This window comes from Alkalimarinus alittae, from assembly GCF_026016465.1.
GTDB lineage: Bacteria > Pseudomonadota > Gammaproteobacteria > Pseudomonadales > Oleiphilaceae > Alkalimarinus > Alkalimarinus alittae.
On record NZ_CP100390.1, the window covers coordinates 2,834,495 to 2,852,568 of the forward strand.

The window sequence follows — 18,074 nt, forward strand, 5'->3', positions numbered from 1 at the left end:
GACTATTTGATGGCAAATAACTGCTCAAAATTTGAAATAGTCAGTATTTTCTTCACGTCACTATTACAGTTGCTAATCGATACGTTAGCATGATCACCACCTGCGAAGTCTCTTAATAAGAGCAGCATACCCAGTGCAGAGCTGTCTAAATAAGTCGTCTCTCTCATATCAATGAGGTACTCTTTAACACTGTCATTATTTTCGTAAGCGTCTCTAAACTCTTGGTGTGAGCTAAAGTCAAAACGCCCCTGAATCCTTATAGTCAGCTCACTACCATCCGCTGATTTGTTCGTTGTAATAGACATCTCGCCCCCTAATCAATAAAACGCTGTTTCTATGCAGCACTGAAAGACTATTTATACTGAAGTTTAGTTTAATTTGCCACACCAGAATAACAAAACGGTTAAGTTAAACACGGCGAATCACCCTATAACAAGCTAATAACTATAGGAAATAATAAACACTAAACACCCAAAAGGTAAATTATATATTGTATCTTGGTGAAAAAACTTACCGTTTTTCACAATAACTAAGCGCTTTAGAGAAAATCTTTTCCAGTGGTAATACGTCAACGGCGGCACCAATAGCAACAGCGGCACCGGGCATCCCCCACACTATACTACTTTCTTGATCTTGCGCGATTGTTTTACAGCCTAATTGCTTCATTTTCAAAAGCGCTTCAGAGCCATCCCTCCCCATTCCAGTCAGTAAAATACCAACAGCCTTAGCCCCTGCAGCGTCTAGCACAGAATCAAACAACACATCTACTGATGGCCGGTGCCGGTTTACCGGTTCAGATTGATCTAACTGCGTATAATACGCATTGAGTCTTTTTATTATTGTAAGGTGTTGGTCGCCCGGCGCGAGATAAGCACAGCCACACTCTAACTTCATACCCGCTGTTGCTTCAAATACCGTGATACCACAAATCCGATTCAGCCGTTCAGCATAAGTGGTACTAAATACCGGTGGAATATGCTGTGCCAATACCACTGGCGGACAGTTAGTAGGCATACCTAGCAAAACATCTTTGATCGCCTCAGTTCCGCCGGTAGAAGCACCCACAGCAATAACACATCCCGGAGAGAAAGCATAAGGTTTGGCCTCTTTACGAGCTAAGGAAATATTAGCATGTGTGCTTTTCATTCTTTCTATCGGATGTATATTCGCGGTTGCGGCGGCTCGTACTTTTTCGACAACGTCATGCGCATAATGCTTAAGGCCAATCTCCTGCTCTAGTTTTGGTTTAGGCAAATAATCTACAGCACCCAGTTCTAGTGCCTCAAGGGTCGCTGGAGCCCCCTTTTCTGTCTGTGTTGATATCATCACCACAGGCATTGGCCTTAACTTCATCAAGTTACGCAAAAAGGAAATGCCATCCATTTTTGGCATTTCAATATCTAAGGTCAAAACATCAGGGTTTAACTGTTTAATTTTCTCGCGCGCATCATAAGGATCAACAGCAACACCAACCACTTCCATGTCGTCAGCTGAATCAATAATCTGCCTCAGCATTTGGCGAATAAGCTCTGAGTCGTCAACCACTAATACTTTTATTTTATGCATGACCATCCCTCTCTTTGAGCAATTTTCAAATACTCATAGTCGATCCAAGCGTAAATTAACAACAAGATCGTTCCTCATATCAAAATAACTCAATATCGCCAGACTTTGGCTGCTTATTAATATCTTCAATATAAGCTTTTTCACGCTGTAGCACAGTATCGTTTCTGGTTTGTTTAAGCTTTCGAACCTTTACCGCACCGGTATCAGGAAAATAAAGCACTTTTCTTGGAAAAAGGTCGCCGACATCAGACGCTTCTACCCGTAACCCTTCTTGAGCTAAATATGTTTTAACAAACTCTATGTTTCTTAACCCAACACGGGTCATATTGGATAATACATTCCCACCACCAAACACTTTGACTTCAAGATTTTTACGTTCCCCACCCGCTTTTAAAATTTCATTAATCAAAAACTCCATCGCCCAATTACCGTAACGAGAAGCAGAGCTTGCATGACTGCTCCCCCACTGTACCGATGAATATTCACCTTGAGAGGGCAGCATAAAATGATTCATTCCTCCAATGCCATGAACACGATCTCTAATGCACGCAGAAATACAAGACCCTAGCACCGTTGCTATCATTTCACCATGCAAGCTTACATAGAATTCGCCAGGCAAAATTTTGGCTGCAGCCAAATTCATGCGCTTATCCCAGTAGCGGTTTATATGCTCAAAACCTGGCAGGGCTTTGGGTAAGCTAACACTGTTATCCATATTCGTTGTTAACAACCTGCCGGGATACATTGCTAGAGCCAAAGATCATAACGTTACTCGTCAATTAGAATTTTTTTCGGTAGATGTTTTTTCCTAACGACTCAAAGCGCTCACTAACCTTATGCAAAGACTCAGAGTGCCCTATAAACAAATACCCTCCATCGCCCAAAATATTTGCAAAACGGTCAAACAACTGTCTCTGGGTTTCTTTATTAAAATAAATAACGACATTGCGGCAAAAAATGATATCGAACGGCCCTTTCATAGGCCAAGACTCTAATAAATTAAGTCGTTTAAAACGTGTACATTGCTGCAGTGCCGGCTTTACTTTTACCACTTCAGGGTTTCGGCTGTCTTTATAAAACCATTGCTTTTTACTCTGTTCTGTCAACGCATCAATTCTAGTAATATCATAAACACCTTCCCGACCATGATTGACCACATTAGAATCAAGGTCAGTCGCTAATATTTTGCAATCCCATTGCGCCATATTTAGCGTTTCATTAACGGTTATAGAGAGACTGTAAGGCTCTTCTCCGGTAGAGCAACCAGCGGACCAAATTCTAATGCGTTTATAACGATCATTTTTGCGTTTTATTTCGGGTAGAACGGTCTCTTTCAAGAAATCAAAGTGGTGTGGTTCACGAAAAAATGACGTTAGGTTTGTCGTTATTGCATTGATAAAAAAACTAATTTCAGGCGAAGATGGGCTCGATATTAACGCACAGTACTGGTTAAAATTAGAGAGACCCAATGACCTAATGCGTCGCGCCAACCGGCCATAAATCATATCGCGCTTATGGGCACCTAAAACAATACCTGTATAGTTATGCGCCAGCAGGCTAATCGTTTCGAAATCCTCACTCGTCATAAGGAATTCGCGACTCCCAGTCGGTTTATGCGGAGATTTATTAATCTCAGATGCCTGTTTATTATTGGTCACTTTAGTAATACACCCTTGATATTCTTAGGCCTAGCGGTATATATCCTTGCATTACTTAACATGCACATCAGAATGTTGCTCGACTCACAACTGTCAAATCTGCATCATCAGGTGCGTTTAGTAACTCATTAATATCCAATAGAATGACCATTTTGTTTTCACTACTGCCCAATCCCTTTACAAAAGCAGCATTCTTATTCGCGGCCAATTCAGGTGCTGGGTGAATATCTGCTTTTGAAAAGTCACTCACGTCAGACACCGCATCGACAACAATCCCCATAATTTTTTCACCTTCTCCCGCTATTACTTTAACCACTATAACGACGGTGGTAGGGCTATACTCAAACTGTTTAATGCCAAACCTAAGCCTGAGATCCGTTAACGGAATGATGGTTCCTCTAAGATTGATAACCCCTTTTAAATATTCGGGGGAGTTAGGAATTTCGGTTGCGGGCTCCCACCCCCTTATCTCTTTAACTGCCAAAATATCGATCCCGTACTCTTCATCTTCAATAAAAAATGTCAAATACTGCTCAGAAGGCTCATACGTATTACCCTCCCCGACTTCTTCATTAATGTTCACCTCGCTAGCATTATCGCCTTGCTTATCGACCATTTATTCGTCCTGACCAATACTATTGTTAGCCGTTACTTGCGAAAAGCGATCATGCTGCATAGTCATCACCTTTATGCACTGCTTTGTATTCGTGACGCTGTACACCAGCCAGCTTTATTAAACCTGCGATATCCAATATTAATGAGACAGTGCCATCCCCAAGAATCGTTGCGCCCGACACACCTTCGACTTTTTTGTAGTTTTCTTCAAGGCTTTTAATAACGACCTGTTGCTGGGCTTCGAGGTCATCAATAAATATCGCAACTTTCATGTTGTCGCCTTCAACCACCACTAGCAAACCATCTTCCATATCTTTTGAGTCTGACGGTATATTGAAAAGTGATGAGAGCTGAATTATCGGAACGTATTCATCACGCAGACGCAGTAAGTCACACCCACCCACAACGCGATGCAGCATCCCCTGAAATGACTGAATTGACTCAACAATCGAAATAAGCGGCAATATGTAGGTTTGCCGGCCTACACGAATTAATTGACCTTCTAAAGTGGCAAGCGTAAGCGGCAGACGAATAGTAAATACACTGCCTTCTCCTTCTGTAGACTCTACTTCTACCGAACCATTTAATTCGATAATATTTCGCCGAACTACGTCCATCCCGACCCCTCTACCCGAGATATCAGATACTTGGTCAGCCGTTGAAAACCCTGGTTTAAAAATAAGGTCATGTATTTGGTCATCTGATAACACGTCCGTGTCAGACACCATGCCATTTTGCTTAGCTTTTTCTAATATTTTTGCCTTGTTAAGCCCTGCACCATCATCAATTATCTGAATAACAATTTTCCCCCCCTGATGAAACGCGTTAAGTGTGATAGTCCCTGTTTCTGGTTTACCCAACGTTAAGCGTTCTTGAGGGGTTTCAATGCCATGATCTAATGAGTTTCGAACCAGATGAACCAGTGGGTCACCGATTTTCTCCATGACGGTTTTATCGAGCTCTGTTTGCTCACCTGATAATTTCAATTCGATTTTTTTACCCATTGCCCTCCCAAGGTCGTGAACCAAACGAGGAAAACGACTAAACGTAAAGCTGATAGGCAGCATTCGAATGCGCATCACACTTTCCTGTAACTCCCGCGTATTCTGACTAAGCTGCTCTATTCCTTCTAGTAACTTTGGTAGACTTTTCATTGTAAAGTCGAGCCCTAACTCTCCCAACATAGACTGAGTAATCACAAGCTCACCCACCATGTTAATGAGATCATCAACTTTATCAATTCCGACCCTAATCGAAGTAACTTCAACTTTAGAAAGGTCACTACCTTTGACTGCCGGCCGATATGGTGTCAATTGTTCAGGCGCCGATACCTGATCATCCTCCACTACCACGGGTGTTATCGATAGTTCACTTTCATCAGCAACCCATTCAAACGCCTCATCTATAACCGCCTTTGGTACATCAGCCTTTAGCTCTAATGACCAGGCAAGATAACATGCCTCAGGATCAATCAAACTAATATGAGGCAACGCTGATACATCTACAGCGACAATAAGCGGCCCTAAAGATTCTAATTCCCTGAACATTCTTAAGGGGTCATTACCTGTTCTGAGTATATCTTGATGAGGTTTAAAATAGATCTTCCAACCATGCGGCGCTGGGCTATCGTTTTGAATTTCATGCGACGCAGTGACAGGCGTTATAGCGAGTGATTCTCCTGCTTGGGTAGGTAGGTCATTTGAAAGAATCGTTTCAAACTGTGCTTTTATAGCGTTCGCGTCGGTGGCGTCATAAGGATCGCCAACGTCATGCTGTTGAATCATTTTGCGTATGCAATCAACAGACTTTAGAAACAACTCCACTGTGTCTGAAGTAATATCCCTTACCTCGCCACGAATTTCGTCAAGGAGTGTTTCTACAACATGGGTAAAATCTGCAACATCGGTAAAGCCAAAAGTACCACTTCCTCCCTTTATGGAGTGAGCGGCACGAAATATTTCGTTAATAGTGTCTGAGTCGACTTTATCCGGCTGCAAATTTAGCAGCGCAGACTCCATAACATCAAGGCCTTCGTAGCTCTCTTCGAAGAACACTTGGTGAAACTGACTAAGATCAATACTCATCGTCCTGATCCAACGCGTTAATGAATGTTGTTAGAAGTACCACTTGTAGCATTACATTTGCTAATGCTGCGAGAACTAGTCTAATACTTTTTTAATGGTCGCAAGTAGTTGATCAGGGTTAAAGGGTTTTACTAACCAACCCGTTGCCCCCGCCTTCTTACCTTCCATTTTTTTATCCAAAGTAGACTCTGTTGTAAGCATCAAGATGGGGGTGAATTTATATTCTGGTAACGCTCGCAACTCTTTCACTAGTGTCAGCCCATCCATAACAGGCATATTCACATCAGAAAGGACTAGATCAACTTGAGTGCCTTTTGCGAGTTCTAGCGCTTGCTGTCCATCTGCTGCCTCAACAACATCATGTCCTGCAACCTTTAAGGTATAACTCACCATTTGCCGCATTGATGCTGAGTCATCCACAGCCAAAATTCTTGCCATTTGTGAATCCATATATTTTAATCATGTCTAATTAAATTAATCGCTTTACGCTAAATTATCTTCTGCTTAGAGCTTAAGAATTTCTTTTAACCCTAGCGTATTGGCCGATTGCGACAATAGTTCAGAGGGCGCTGTCCATGTAACATCAGTTTCTGCATGACTCATTGCAGTAAAAAAAGCGCCCAACAACTGAAGTGCAGCAGTATCGATTCGTTTTACAGCAGAACCATCAATAACAATTTGATAACGATTCTGAAATAATTCTTCCAACTGAACTCTTAGAGATTCCGCTTGTGCTATGCCACAGTTACTCTCAAGCACGACTTCTGCTATATCACTCATTTTAAAAAACACTCACAGTATTAATACCTAACCATGCTGACGGCTACAAAACCCCCTAGCGCCATACACTACCTCATATTTAACTCTAGTCTGATTTTTGTAATTTGCTAAAAACAATTCAAATCAGTCCATTCACCGCATTGCCAAGTTCTAAAAAACAGTGCTTGAGCTACTAAAAGCTACTACGCGTATAGGAATAATATTATGAGGTGCTAGCTGTTTCTTTTTTGAGGAGGGGGTGGTGGCGCAGATAGAACAGGCGGTAATACCTATGTTCTTTTCCGTTGAGATAGTTCATCTATCATCTGTTGTTCTTTTTTATCAAGCGCTCGATCTTCTTCATCACGAAACCGGTCTATTAATCCGCCCATGCCTTTCTGTTTTTCATAAAGCGACTGCCAGTGTAGCCTTGCTTTATTAAACTGTTCTTCTGCTAACGTCACAACCCTCTGCTGTTGTTCGATAGCACTGCCTACTTGGGATAAAAAATGCTGATAGGTTGCGCAGTTAGCGGCCGTAGCGCCAGTGGAAAACGCATCTCTGAGTGCCTGCTGATACTCCTGCTGATAACGCGTCAGTTCCTGCAACTGTTGATGCTGCTGATTGAGGTTATTTTGCGATGACTGCATCGCTTTAAGTGCTTCATCTTCTTTTCTTTTTGCTAGTTCTAAAACCACTTGTAGTCTTTTAGATCGCCTCATACTGTTTCAACCTAACAACCCTAATCATTTAAATACCGCACGTTTTATACCCGACACGATTAACCCACAAGACAAAAACATACAGCACGCCTACAACGCTCGCTCAGCACGACATCATTCCTACGACACGTGTTTTTGCTACGAGGGGATTTCTGCCGCATTGGGTTCGACATCAACACCAGACTCGCTTCCCATGCCCATTACTTGAGCCAACTGCTCGACACTTTCGGCGTACGGTGATTTATCTTGTAAGTTTTGCTGTAAAAAGCTTTTCATTGACTCGATCCGCTCAATGGCGAAATCAGTTTCTGGGTCAGAACCTGGCACATAAGCCCCTACACTGATCAAATCTCTGGCTTGCTGATAGCGCGCATAAACTTGCTTAAATTTCTGGGCCGATTTCATATGCTCAGGGCTAACAATATGCGGCATCACTCGACTTATCGAAGCCTCCACATCAATAGCCGGATAATGCCCTTCTTCGGCTAACCGTCTAGATAACACAATATGACCATCGAGTATCGCTCTTGATGCATCTGCGATAGGGTCTTGCTGATCGTCACCTTCGGTTAATACGGTATAAAAAGCCGTAATAGAACCACCTCCCGGAAGCCCATTACCTGCACGCTCAACCAGCTGCGGCAATTTAGCAAACACGGAGGGTGGATACCCTTTAGTTGCAGGCGGCTCACCTACCGCTAATGCTATTTCACGCTGCGCTTGCGCATAACGCGTTAATGAATCCATTAACAATAATACGCTCTTCCCTTGATCTCTAAAATACTCTGCGACGCGTGTTGTCAGCATTGCAGCTCTTAGCCGCATTAAGGGTGAGTCATCAGCTGGCGCGGCAATAACAACAGACCTTGCTAACCCCTCCGGTCCTAGAATATCTTCTATAAACTCTTTAACTTCTCGTCCACGTTCACCAATCAACCCAACAATTGTAATATCTGCAGACGTGAATTTTGTCATCATCCCTAGCAGCATACTTTTACCAACACCACTCCCCGCAAATAAGCCTAATCGCTGACCTGTTCCCACGGTCAGCATGCTATTGATAGCGCGAATTCCCACATCCATAGACTCTCTTATGGGCGCTCGATCTAGAGGGTTAATGGTTTCGCCGTTATATGAAATGTGCGCACTAGGCTCAAGCGGGCCTAAGTTATCAAGCGGCTCTGCTGCGCCATTTATCACTCGCCCTAATAGGTTAAACCCAACAGGAATCTGACCTGCACTTTCTATCGGTATTACACGCGCACCGGGCTTTAGGCCATCAATGGCGGTTAAGGGCATCAAGAACATCCGATCGCCATCAAATCCAACCACCTCTGCCTCTACTGGGTGCAAACCACTGCCCGCGATTAAGCAACGCTCACCCACCACCATAGGACAACCTACCGCCTCAAGCGTCAAGCCAACCATGCGGGTTAAACGACCTGTGACCACCGGCGTGACGTCATCAGGGATCACCTTCTGATACTGTTTAATTCTTTCAGGAAGTTTCATCAGTATTTTCGAAAGGTTGAGTGGGGTTAAGTGTCTCAGTAGAAGGCTGAGCAGTTTGAGTCTCAGTCTCTGAATCTTCGTATTGGGAACCTTCAAGCACGTCACGATGAAAATCCGTCATATCTTCCATCGAGTCTGTTAAATCAGGCGCCTCATCAATAGGCACACTAGACGCATGCCTATCGAGCATCTGCTGAACTGTTTTTTGGAATCGCTTTTCAACCGTCGCATCAATTTGACTATGTAATGTTTCGACCTTACAGCCACCAGGCAAAATATCATCAGACTTAATAACCTGTACGTCATCAGCAATCGACTCTGCTATTGAGTGTACACTGTCATAATCAACACTATTAACCCAAATTTTCACATTTGAGGAAGGTGACGGTAGAGAGGCTAAGGCATCTTTAACCGTGCGCTGAATTTGATGGCTATTTAAGGAAATCTCTCTCATGATAACGGCACGACTGACCGTTAATACTAGGTTTAGTAATGCTTCTTCGACTTCGTCATCATGCTGTTTAATAGGGTCGAGCAGTTGAGCCAAAACGCCGTTCAATCTGGCGTTAACGTCATCAATTTCTGCCTGTTTCTGCTGCTGCCCTGTTACCTGACCTTCTTGAATTCCTTGCTGAGTCCCTTTTTCTATCCCTTCTTGTAAACCTTTCTCAAGCCCTTCTTTATGGCCTTGTTTAGTACCTTCTTCTTTACCTTCAGCAAAACCGGCCTCGTAAGCTTCGAGCCGTATCGTTTCAAGGTCAGAAGCGGTTAATGGTTTTACAGGGAGTTCAGCTGATGAGACATGAGAACGAATGACATCGTTCCCGCCAGGCTGCATGGTGGGAAGCTCCCACCTTTCATAAGCTGTTAACTGGTCAGCAGGTATGCGATTAGCTTTTTTATCGGTCATATCGAACCTCACAACGGCTCATGGTTATACCATCTCTTCGCCAGCGCCACCTAATGAAATCTCGCCTGCGTCAGCCATTCTGCGCGCAATCGTCAAAATGTCTTTTTGAGAGCCTTCAACATCACTGAGCTTAACAGGCCCTTTCGCTTCTAAATCATCCTTCAATAGTTCAGCCGCACGTTTAGACATATTCTTGAAGATCTTTTCTTTCATCTCGTCGTCTGAGCCTTTTAACGCAATAATCAGTACGTCTGACGACACCTCTCGTAGCAATGCCTGAATACCGCGATCATCCACCTCTTTAAGATTCTCAAACACAAACATCAAGTCTTCTATTTCACTGCCTAAATCTGCATCCATTTCTTTGATGCTATCCATCAACGCGCCTTCAACGGTGCCATCGAGGAAGTTCATAATATCTGCAGCCCGCTTAACCCCACCAATTTTACTGGTCTTAGCTGCCGAACCACCAGAGAATTGTTTCTCTAATATTGAGTTTAGTTCTTGTAATGCTTGAGGGTGCACGGTGTCTAAGGCTGCCACTCGCATAACAATATCCAACCTGACTTTCTCATCAAAGTTGGTCAATACTTCAGCCGATTGGTCAGGGTCAAGATAAGACACCACAATAGCCTGTATTTGCGGGTGCTCATGACGAATAATATCCGCTACTGATCGTGACTCCATCCACTTTAGTGTATCAAGCCCGGTAGTATTACCACCGATCAAAATTCGATCGATTAAACTGGATGCTTTATCTTCACCCAACGCTTGAGTCAGCATCGTTCTGATGTAGTCATCGGCACCAATACCCATTCCTGTTTGGTGCCCAACAGCCTCTAAAAACTGCCCCGTAACAGCCTCTACTTGCTCTTGCGTCACATCTGCAAGTTGAGTCATTGCGGTACCTACACGCTGAACCTCTTTTGGACCCATGTGCTTTAGAATCTGTGCTGCCTCTGCTTCACCTAAAGACATTAACAGTATTGCGGCAGCGTCTATACGCCCAACTTTAGGGGCTTTTTTTTCGCCTTCGCCCTGCTCATCACTCATCTGAATTCACCCATTGTCTTACTACTTGCGCCACTCTTGCTGGATCTTCAACAACCAGCCCTTTAAGGGCATTTAGTTTTTTATCATACCCTTCAGACGCGCCAGGTAAAAGGAAATCATCCGTTGCACTGAGAGTGACTTGTCCGTCGGCCGAACCTTCGCCCAATTGATCGAGTTCTGCAAGTCCATCTTCGTCACCGGCTAACGCAAGTTCTTTAGCCTGATTACCGCTTTGAGCTAAGCTTTTCAGTGTAGGTCTAACCAAACCTAGAACCAGTATAAGTATTACAAGACCCGCCATAATAGGCTTTACTAAATCCAGTAGCCATGGCTGCTGCCAAATAGGTGTTTCTTCAAAAGCGACAATTTCTTCTGCTGCAAAAGGTGTATTAATCACATTAACACTATCCCCTCTGGATGCAGAGTATCCAACGGCACTGCGCACGAGTAACGTTAAACGCTGCAATTCATTTTCTGTCCAAGGCACAAAGCTCACTTCGCCATTTTCTGGATTTACCTTTCGAATATCATCAATGGCTACGGCGACTGTCAGTCTTTTTATACGCCCTGGTTGTTGCTTGGTATAGCTGACCGTACGATCAACCTCATAATTTCGCGTGGTCTGCTTACGAAGATCAGACATACCCCCTGCCCCTCCTTCACCCGCACCGCCTGCTACTTCAGGTACAGTTGCAGCACCCGGAGGTTGATTTGATAACGCGCCTGGAATCCCGCCTTGGTTTCCGGCGACCCGCTGCTCATTCAATGTTTGTTCGCTGCGAACCGCTTTCATGTCTGGATTAAATATTTCTTCTGCCTGCTCCACGGAAGTGAAGTCAACTTCAGCAGATACCTCTGATCTAAATCGACCACTTCCTAAAATGGGCTCCAAGATACTCGATACACGACCGTTAAGCACTTTTTCCATTTTTCTAGAGTAATCAAACTCTCGTGAAGCCATACGATCTTCAGAGCTTTCATCCTTTTGCGATAGTAAGTTCCCTTTTTGATCAACGACAGTTACATCGTCTTTATTCATTTCTGGTACGCTACCAGCAACCAGATTAACGATAGAGTCAACTTGACCTCTAGCTAATGGCCGTCCACTGAACACTTCAACAAATACCGATGCGGTTGGCTTTCGCGCATCACGTACAAAGACAGAGCGTTTAGGAACAGCCAAATGAACCCGTGCACTTCTCACGTTTCTAAGGCTAGAAATCGTTTTTGACAGTTCACCTTCTAGGCCTCGCTTGAATCGAGTTGACTCCATAAACTGACTGGTGCCTAACCCTTGTTCTTGATCTAACAATTCAAAACCAACTGGCTTTTGCTCTGTAATACCTGCAGCAGCCAATTTCAACTTTGCGCGGTGAACTTCGCTAGACTCAACGAGCAACACACCTGAAGAGGGGTCAATTTTATACGTAATATCATTTTGATTGAGCAATGTGGACACTTCATTAATATCCATATTGTTGATATTGCTCATGATCGGCTGATAGTTAGGTTCCTGCGCCCATAAAACAACAGATAGCCCTAAAGCAACGCTAGCCGCAAGCCCCACCATCAACCCTACTTGGCGTATTAGGTTGAGCTTATTAAAGCCCATAAACATTTCGCTATCTGGCTCACTTGTCGTTGTTACCGAGCCTTGAGCAGTTGACCCTGTAGTCGCGGGGACATTGTTATTGGTTTCTGCAGGAACGTTCGCCATGACCTTACACCTATTGTTTTGTTCTATCTAATGCGATTACTAATATGAAGTTTAAAACCCAAAGGGATCACTTAAATTGGCATCTTCATAATATCTTCGTACGCCTGAACAACTTTATTTCTAACTTGAGTTAAGGCTTGAAATGAAACGGTCGACTTTTGAGCTTCAACCATCACCCGAGTAATATCGACTGTCGGATCACCCTGTTCATACGCAGTTCTTAGCGCTGACGCATTTTGCTGAGTGTCATTAACACTATCGACTGCTCGAGAAAGCAATGAACCAAAGCTTTGAGTAGGATCAGTAGGCTTAACAGACGTAACATTCGTCGTTAGCGAGGGTTCCTGCAGCGCTTCAGGTCGTTGAACCTGAGCCTTTAGATTACGCATCTCTGCCAACACCTGATTAATATCAGCTCTGCCTGAAACTTGACCTATACCAGACATGCTTACCTCCTTACGTCAAAATCCCGACTTAATAACGATCTTGAACCTTTATAGGTTTTTAGCGCGGTGCATTGCGCCAATATTCTGTCGGGATTAACCAATAAAATAACATTACGTTATCAATTGCATAAAGTAGGCCAACTTAATTTCGAAGATAAAAAAAGGGCCCAAAGGCCCCCAGACTGAACAGGTATAGATAATAAAATAATTAAGCCGCCGACATTTCAGCGTCTAGATCAATGCCACACTCTCTCATGCGCGCCATTTTATATCTTAATGTTCTTGGGCTAATACCGAGCTTTTCGGCGGTCTGTTTTTTGCGGCCGTTTTCTTTGCGAAGCATATCAATAATAATTTGGAATTCTCGCTGCTTAAGGTCTTCGCCAAGTACACTCGCCCCTTCTGCTTCAAGTAACTGACTAGCCCCGTCAACATTAGACGCGCCATCAACACTATCAAAAGCCTGCTCAAACATAGCCGTAGGCGGATTAAGCCCAACTGTATCTCGCCCAAAATTCTGACCGACATTAGATTCGAGACATAAATCAGACGCTGAAATAACATTACCTTGCTGAAGAATCAACGCTCGCTGCACGGCGTTGTCTAACTCCCGAACATTACCCGGCCAACTATATTGTTGCATGGCTAACTTAGCTGACTGATCAAGTGAAATGGGCGGCAGCTTCATCTTGGCAATATGGTCACCCAACAGCCTTTCAGCAAGCGGTACAATATCTAAAGGTCTCTCTCTAAGTGGCTTCCACTGCATAGGGAAAACACTTAATCGATAATACAAATCTTCTCTAAACTTGCCCTCAGCAACATACTCTTTAAGATCTCTGTTAGTGGTTGCAAGAACACGAACATCCAATGAGATAGTCTTTCGACCTCCCACCCGCTCAACTTCTCGTTCTTGAATCACTCGCAATAACTTAGCTTGCAGGCCTAGCTCCATTTCAGAAATTTCATCTAATAATATGGTGCCGCCATTTGCTTGCTCAAACTTACCCGGAGCACTGTTGTAGGCACCAGTATAAGCACCTTTTTCGTGTCCAAATAGAATAGCTTCTAACATATTCTCAGGTATTGCTGCACAGTTAAGCGCGATAAACGGTTGGTTTTTTCTTGGCGAACTGGCATGAATATATCGAGCAAGCACTTCTTTACCGGTACCACTCTCACCTGCAATCATGACCGTAGAATCAGATACTGCGACCTTTCTCGCCAACTGAAATAGCTGTCGACTAAATGGATCTTCAGCAATCGGCTGCCCTTCCGTTGAGGGGTTAACAGCCCCTAATACACGCTTAACAGATTCAATTAAGACATTCGGCTCAAAGGGCTTAACAATGTAATCGACCGCACCCGATTGCATAGCAGATACCGCATCACTTATTTGACCATAAGCGGTAATTAACATAGCAGGAATGCCAGGAAATTGACGATGTATGTATTCCAATAATTCATGGCCATTCATACCCGGCATATTTACATCGCTAACAACCAACTCAACGACTCTTTTTTCAAGTATCGGAATAGCAGATTCAGCTGAGTCAGCTGTCACGCAATTATAGCCGGCAATCTCAAGAGTAGTGCTGAGTGCCTCCCGTAATTCTCGGTCATCTTCTACAATTAAAATCGTTGTTTTAGCCATTTTAATTCTCCACTATCCGCTATGCTTTGCTTTGCTTTGCTGCTCATACACTGGCAGTGTAATAACCGCCTTTGTACCGTCATCATTCGATGTAATATAAAATCGACCATGATGCGCTTTAACAACCGCCTGAACCACCGCCAAACCTAACCCTGTTCCGTGAGATTTAGTGGTATAAAAAGCATCTAGAATTTTATTTTTTTGTTCTGGTGAAAAGCCAGGGCCATTATCAGACACTTCAATATTGATATAGCCGCGACCGGGTGACACTACTTTAACGCTTAATTTAGCCCCTTCAGGCTTTGCTTCAATACTGTTATTAATCAGATTTAAACACGCGCCTACCAACGTATCTCGATTACACAGGAGTGATGTATTTTCTGAACAGTCTGTCCATTCAACTTCCGCTTGTGCATTTTGAATAGGTGTATCTGCAGCCTGCTTTAGCTGTTCAAATAAGTCAGACGCTTTAACGCTTTCAGCTAGTCGAGTATCACCCTTAGCAAATACCAGCATATCCCTGATCTGGTGCTCTAAGTGAGTCAACCGTGACATAATTTTTTCGGCACACTTCTGACGCATTTCATCGCTTATTTCAGGCTGATTAAGGTGCCCTGCATATAACATGGCAGTGGATAATGGCGTTCTTATCTGATGCGCTAACGAAGCAACCATTCGACCAAGAGAAGACAGGCGCTCAGTGCGACTGACTTTTGCTTGAAGCTCACGAGTCTCAGTTAAATCTGTTAATAGTACTAACTGGCCAGGTCCTTCTGTCATCGAACGTGTCTCTATGCGAACTCTACGACCGTCTTTAAGAGAGACTTCATGCCCATCATCATGCCGAGGCGCAAAGCAACGTTTTATGATATTAACCCAACTTTCGCCGAGTAATGGTTCGCCTAACAACCCTAACGCGGCAGGATTACACTCATTAACGACCCCTTGACCGTCTAAAACAACGACGCCTGCGGGGAGCACATCGAGCAATGTTGATAGTCGATCAGCAATACGCTCTTTTTCTTCAAGCTCTTGTCTACGTTGCTCAACCTCAGTAGTTAGCTCGCCATTTAACTGACTCACCCGCTTTTCGAGAGTTCTATAAGAGTCTGTTAACTGTACAGACATCCGACTAAATAACTCTAGCGCTTGCTCAACAGGTGCCGTCTCACCACTACCTGAAACATCATCAGACGATAATTCAGACTCTGCTAGCATTGCATCTGCAAGACTACCTTCCGAAAAAAGAGGTTCGATGTTATGACCACTTGATCGTCTGTCTTCGCTTTTGAATGCGTCACCAAACGACTCAACCAGACCGCCTTTTGGAAGGCCTGCTACATTGGCTAGCATTATTGGTTCCTGATAATTCATCCTGCTCCCCTTTCGTATGCCATGATCAATACATGACACTGAAGAAAACCTGTGAGTGATAAAACGTCACTTTGTTTGATATACCCCATACAAAGCACTTACTATGCCACTTAAAACTTTACCATATTATTCAATAAGTTATTCAAATACAGTAAATATAGGAGTCAAAATTACGGCGTTTGATATTAGGCCTATCTACCAGGCTATTAAAATAAAAGGAGGTATAATTTTTTGTGCAGAAACGGCTCTTTGCCGCGATTTTGATGTTTCTAGAACGGTAAAATAGACCTGCTGTTCGTTAACCCAATGGCGACATAGACAGCTTAAATGGGGTTTAGTGACGATTGGCTTGAATAGATCATGGCAAAGTAGCGCCTCTGTAAGAACCCTCAAGTTGAGGTTACTATTCTGAAGCTGCCAGTAGGCCCAACAGCTTCGTATAGATTTATTCCTGATCATCTTCCTTGTTGTTTAGCCCGTATTTTCGAACCTTCTCAACCAAGGTCGTTCTTCTGATCCGAAGCTTTTCAGCCGCACGCGCGACAACGCCCGATGCTTCATCTAAGGCTTGCTGAATGAGTGTTTTTTCTAGGTTGGCAAGATACTCTTTGAGATCTACACCATTCACAGGTAATAAAGCTGGTGTATCCACGCCTAATTCAGGTGATGCAACAGGCATTGCGCCTTCAAACGCAGCTAAGTTTTCATCGCCGTCATCAATATGGCGGTATTTACTGGGGAGCTCCTGCACACCAATCACGTCATACGGATGGGTAATTGATAACCGTTCAACTAAGTTCGCAAGTTCCCGAACATTTCCGGGCCAATCATGACGACATAAACTCATGATGGCGGCTGAGTTAAAGCGAATTGAGCCTCGCTTCTCTTTTTCCATCCTTGAAATAAGCTCATTCATCAACAAAGGAATATCTTCTACGCGCTCTTTTAACGAAGGCATTTCTATAGGAAAAACATTTAGTCGATAATATAGATCTTCTCGAAACGACCCTTCTTCAATCATCTCTTCTAAGTTTTTGTGTGTCGCTGCAATAACCCTTACATCAGTCTTTAGCGTCTTATTGCCACCGACTCTTTCGAAGGTTCTTTCTTGCAACACCCTTAAAATTTTAACCTGCATGCTAAGCGGCATATCGCCTATTTCATCTAAAAACAGTGTACCGCCTTCTGCCAGTTCAAAGCGGCCTGCCCGAGCTGTAATAGCCCCCGTAAATGCCCCCTTCTCATGCCCAAACAACTCACTTTCTAAAAGTTCTGCCGGAATAGCACCACAATTAACCGGTACAAAAGGATTATTTCTTCGGTGGGAGTTGTAATGAAGATTGCGTGCAACAACCTCTTTTCCCGTACCTGATTCACCCGTAATAAGCACACTTACGTCTTTGTCGGCTACTTGAGACATTAACTCTCGAACATTCTGAGTACCACGACTGGTTCCCACTAGACTTCTAAATAGTTGGACTTGGCGCTGAGGCCCTCTTACTCGACTGCTAGAAAACTGCTCTCTATATACCTGTCCACGGTAAATGCTATCTATGGTTTTATTATAATTAAGCGGAAAATCTAATTTTGCAATCACTTTTTTACGCAGTTCTTCATCTACATTGTCTAAAGACGCATCGCCTGAGACAAGTACCGGTATGCCGGCATCAAGGCCATCGAGGGTCTCTAAAAATAGAGGCATCTTTTCAGATTTACACTCGACAAAAATTAATGAAAGATCTTCTGTTGAGTCAAACTGTGTTTCAACACACTCCTGCCATTCTTCTGTGCCGCATTCGACTACATTTTCACCTAAAAACTCAAGAATGACCTTTAATTCACGACGCTGTTGTTGATCGTCATGAACCAATAAAATCTTCATTTCCTTCCGCATGGGACAGCAAACCCTTTTAGTCGTTATCAATATACGCGCAGCTATAGTCGCCTTTCATATAAATATAGCGATTATAAAGCCGTTAATCTGGAGGCTAACCCCACCGAAAA

Annotated in this window: 17 protein-coding genes; all 17 read right to left on the minus strand. The window is 43.5% G+C overall.

The window, feature by feature from the left end; genetic code table 11:
* Window positions 1-2: 2 nt before the first annotated feature.
* Entirely contained in the window at window positions 3-305 is a 303-nt protein-coding gene (locus NKI27_RS12865; protein ID WP_265046444.1) for an STAS domain-containing protein, read from the minus strand.
* A gap of 205 nt (window positions 306-510) precedes the next feature.
* On the minus strand, window positions 511-1,566 hold the full coding sequence (locus NKI27_RS12870; RefSeq protein WP_265046445.1) for a protein-glutamate methylesterase/protein-glutamine glutaminase: 1,056 nt from the start codon (window positions 1,564-1,566) through the stop codon (window positions 511-513).
* Window positions 1,567-1,645: 79 nt separating this feature from the next.
* A complete protein-coding gene (gene cheD / locus NKI27_RS12875) occupies window positions 1,646-2,281 on the minus strand; it encodes a chemoreceptor glutamine deamidase CheD (RefSeq protein WP_265046446.1) in 636 nt (211 codons plus the stop codon).
* Window positions 2,282-2,345: 64 nt separating this feature from the next.
* Window positions 2,346-3,152 carry a CheR family methyltransferase gene (locus NKI27_RS12880; RefSeq protein ID WP_265049520.1) on the minus strand — a complete coding sequence of 269 codons (807 nt, stop codon included), beginning with the start codon at window positions 3,150-3,152 and terminating at the stop codon, window positions 2,346-2,348.
* 139 nt (window positions 3,153-3,291) lie between these two features.
* Entirely contained in the window at window positions 3,292-3,840 is a 549-nt protein-coding gene (locus NKI27_RS12885) for a chemotaxis protein CheW (protein ID WP_265046447.1), read from the minus strand.
* 49 nt (window positions 3,841-3,889) lie between these two features.
* A complete protein-coding gene (locus NKI27_RS12890) occupies window positions 3,890-5,923 on the minus strand; it encodes a chemotaxis protein CheA (protein WP_265046448.1) in 2,034 nt (677 codons plus the stop codon).
* A gap of 75 nt (window positions 5,924-5,998) precedes the next feature.
* Complete coding sequence (locus NKI27_RS12895; RefSeq protein WP_265046449.1) at window positions 5,999-6,361, minus strand: response regulator; 363 nt, start codon at window positions 6,359-6,361, stop codon at window positions 5,999-6,001.
* 66 nt (window positions 6,362-6,427) lie between these two features.
* Window positions 6,428-6,703 carry an STAS domain-containing protein gene (locus tag NKI27_RS12900; RefSeq protein WP_265046450.1) on the minus strand — a complete coding sequence of 92 codons (276 nt, stop codon included), beginning with the start codon at window positions 6,701-6,703 and terminating at the stop codon, window positions 6,428-6,430.
* Window positions 6,704-6,972: 269 nt separating this feature from the next.
* Complete coding sequence (gene fliJ, locus NKI27_RS12905) at window positions 6,973-7,404, minus strand: flagellar export protein FliJ (RefSeq protein WP_265046451.1); 432 nt, start codon at window positions 7,402-7,404, stop codon at window positions 6,973-6,975.
* 138 nt (window positions 7,405-7,542) lie between these two features.
* Entirely contained in the window at window positions 7,543-8,916 is a 1,374-nt protein-coding gene (fliI, locus tag NKI27_RS12910) for a flagellar protein export ATPase FliI (protein ID WP_265046452.1), read from the minus strand.
* The gene (locus tag NKI27_RS12915) at window positions 8,903-9,826 is read right to left on the minus strand and encodes a flagellar assembly protein FliH (protein ID WP_265046453.1); all 924 of its coding nucleotides are present in this window, start codon (window positions 9,824-9,826) and stop codon (window positions 8,903-8,905) included. The genes fliI and NKI27_RS12915 overlap by 14 nt, the downstream gene beginning before the upstream one ends.
* Before the next feature lie 24 nt (window positions 9,827-9,850).
* The gene (gene fliG, locus NKI27_RS12920; protein WP_265046454.1) at window positions 9,851-10,879 is read right to left on the minus strand and encodes a flagellar motor switch protein FliG; all 1,029 of its coding nucleotides are present in this window, start codon (window positions 10,877-10,879) and stop codon (window positions 9,851-9,853) included.
* The gene (gene fliF / locus NKI27_RS12925) at window positions 10,872-12,596 is read right to left on the minus strand and encodes a flagellar basal-body MS-ring/collar protein FliF (RefSeq protein ID WP_265046455.1); all 1,725 of its coding nucleotides are present in this window, start codon (window positions 12,594-12,596) and stop codon (window positions 10,872-10,874) included. The genes fliG and fliF overlap by 8 nt, the downstream gene beginning before the upstream one ends.
* Window positions 12,597-12,667: 71 nt before the next feature.
* Window positions 12,668-13,042 carry a flagellar hook-basal body complex protein FliE gene (fliE, locus tag NKI27_RS12930; RefSeq protein ID WP_265046456.1) on the minus strand — a complete coding sequence of 125 codons (375 nt, stop codon included), beginning with the start codon at window positions 13,040-13,042 and terminating at the stop codon, window positions 12,668-12,670.
* 208 nt (window positions 13,043-13,250) lie between these two features.
* Window positions 13,251-14,696 carry a sigma-54-dependent transcriptional regulator gene (locus tag NKI27_RS12935; protein ID WP_265046457.1) on the minus strand — a complete coding sequence of 482 codons (1,446 nt, stop codon included), beginning with the start codon at window positions 14,694-14,696 and terminating at the stop codon, window positions 13,251-13,253.
* Window positions 14,697-14,708: 12 nt separating this feature from the next.
* Window positions 14,709-16,070, minus strand: coding sequence for a sensor histidine kinase (locus NKI27_RS12940; protein WP_265046458.1), 1,362 nt, complete (start codon window positions 16,068-16,070; stop codon window positions 14,709-14,711).
* 445 nt (window positions 16,071-16,515) lie between these two features.
* Window positions 16,516-17,952 (minus strand): sigma-54-dependent transcriptional regulator, encoded by a 1,437-nt coding sequence (locus tag NKI27_RS12945; RefSeq protein WP_455168455.1) that lies wholly within the window; start codon window positions 17,950-17,952, stop codon window positions 16,516-16,518.
* Between the last annotated feature and the right edge of the window lie 122 nt (window positions 17,953-18,074).

Coding starts and splice junctions, on each gene's coding strand:
- NKI27_RS12865 (WP_265046444.1), bottom strand. CDS start 305: ATGTCTATTACAACGAACAAATCAGCGGATGGTAGTGAGCTGACTATA.
- NKI27_RS12870 (WP_265046445.1), bottom strand. CDS start 1,566: ATGCATAAAATAAAAGTATTAGTGGTTGACGACTCAGAGCTTATTCGC.
- cheD (WP_265046446.1), bottom strand. CDS start 2,281: ATGGATAACAGTGTTAGCTTACCCAAAGCCCTGCCAGGTTTTGAGCAT.
- NKI27_RS12880 (WP_265049520.1), bottom strand. CDS start 3,152: ATGACGAGTGAGGATTTCGAAACGATTAGCCTGCTGGCGCATAACTAT.
- NKI27_RS12885 (WP_265046447.1), bottom strand. CDS start 3,840: ATGGTCGATAAGCAAGGCGATAATGCTAGCGAGGTGAACATTAATGAA.
- NKI27_RS12890 (WP_265046448.1), bottom strand. CDS start 5,923: ATGAGTATTGATCTTAGTCAGTTTCACCAAGTGTTCTTCGAAGAGAGC.
- NKI27_RS12895 (WP_265046449.1), bottom strand. CDS start 6,361: ATGGCAAGAATTTTGGCTGTGGATGACTCAGCATCAATGCGGCAAATG.
- NKI27_RS12900 (WP_265046450.1), bottom strand. CDS start 6,703: ATGAGTGATATAGCAGAAGTCGTGCTTGAGAGTAACTGTGGCATAGCA.
- fliJ (WP_265046451.1), bottom strand. CDS start 7,404: ATGAGGCGATCTAAAAGACTACAAGTGGTTTTAGAACTAGCAAAAAGA.
- fliI (WP_265046452.1), bottom strand. CDS start 8,916: ATGAAACTTCCTGAAAGAATTAAACAGTATCAGAAGGTGATCCCTGAT.
- NKI27_RS12915 (WP_265046453.1), bottom strand. CDS start 9,826: ATGACCGATAAAAAAGCTAATCGCATACCTGCTGACCAGTTAACAGCT.
- fliG (WP_265046454.1), bottom strand. CDS start 10,879: ATGAGTGATGAGCAGGGCGAAGGCGAAAAAAAAGCCCCTAAAGTTGGG.
- fliF (WP_265046455.1), bottom strand. CDS start 12,596: ATGGCGAACGTTCCTGCAGAAACCAATAACAATGTCCCCGCGACTACA.
- fliE (WP_265046456.1), bottom strand. CDS start 13,042: ATGTCTGGTATAGGTCAAGTTTCAGGCAGAGCTGATATTAATCAGGTG.
- NKI27_RS12935 (WP_265046457.1), bottom strand. CDS start 14,696: ATGGCTAAAACAACGATTTTAATTGTAGAAGATGACCGAGAATTACGG.
- NKI27_RS12940 (WP_265046458.1), bottom strand. CDS start 16,070: ATGAATTATCAGGAACCAATAATGCTAGCCAATGTAGCAGGCCTTCCA.
- NKI27_RS12945 (WP_455168455.1), bottom strand. CDS start 17,952: ATGAAGATTTTATTGGTTCATGACGATCAACAACAGCGTCGTGAATTA.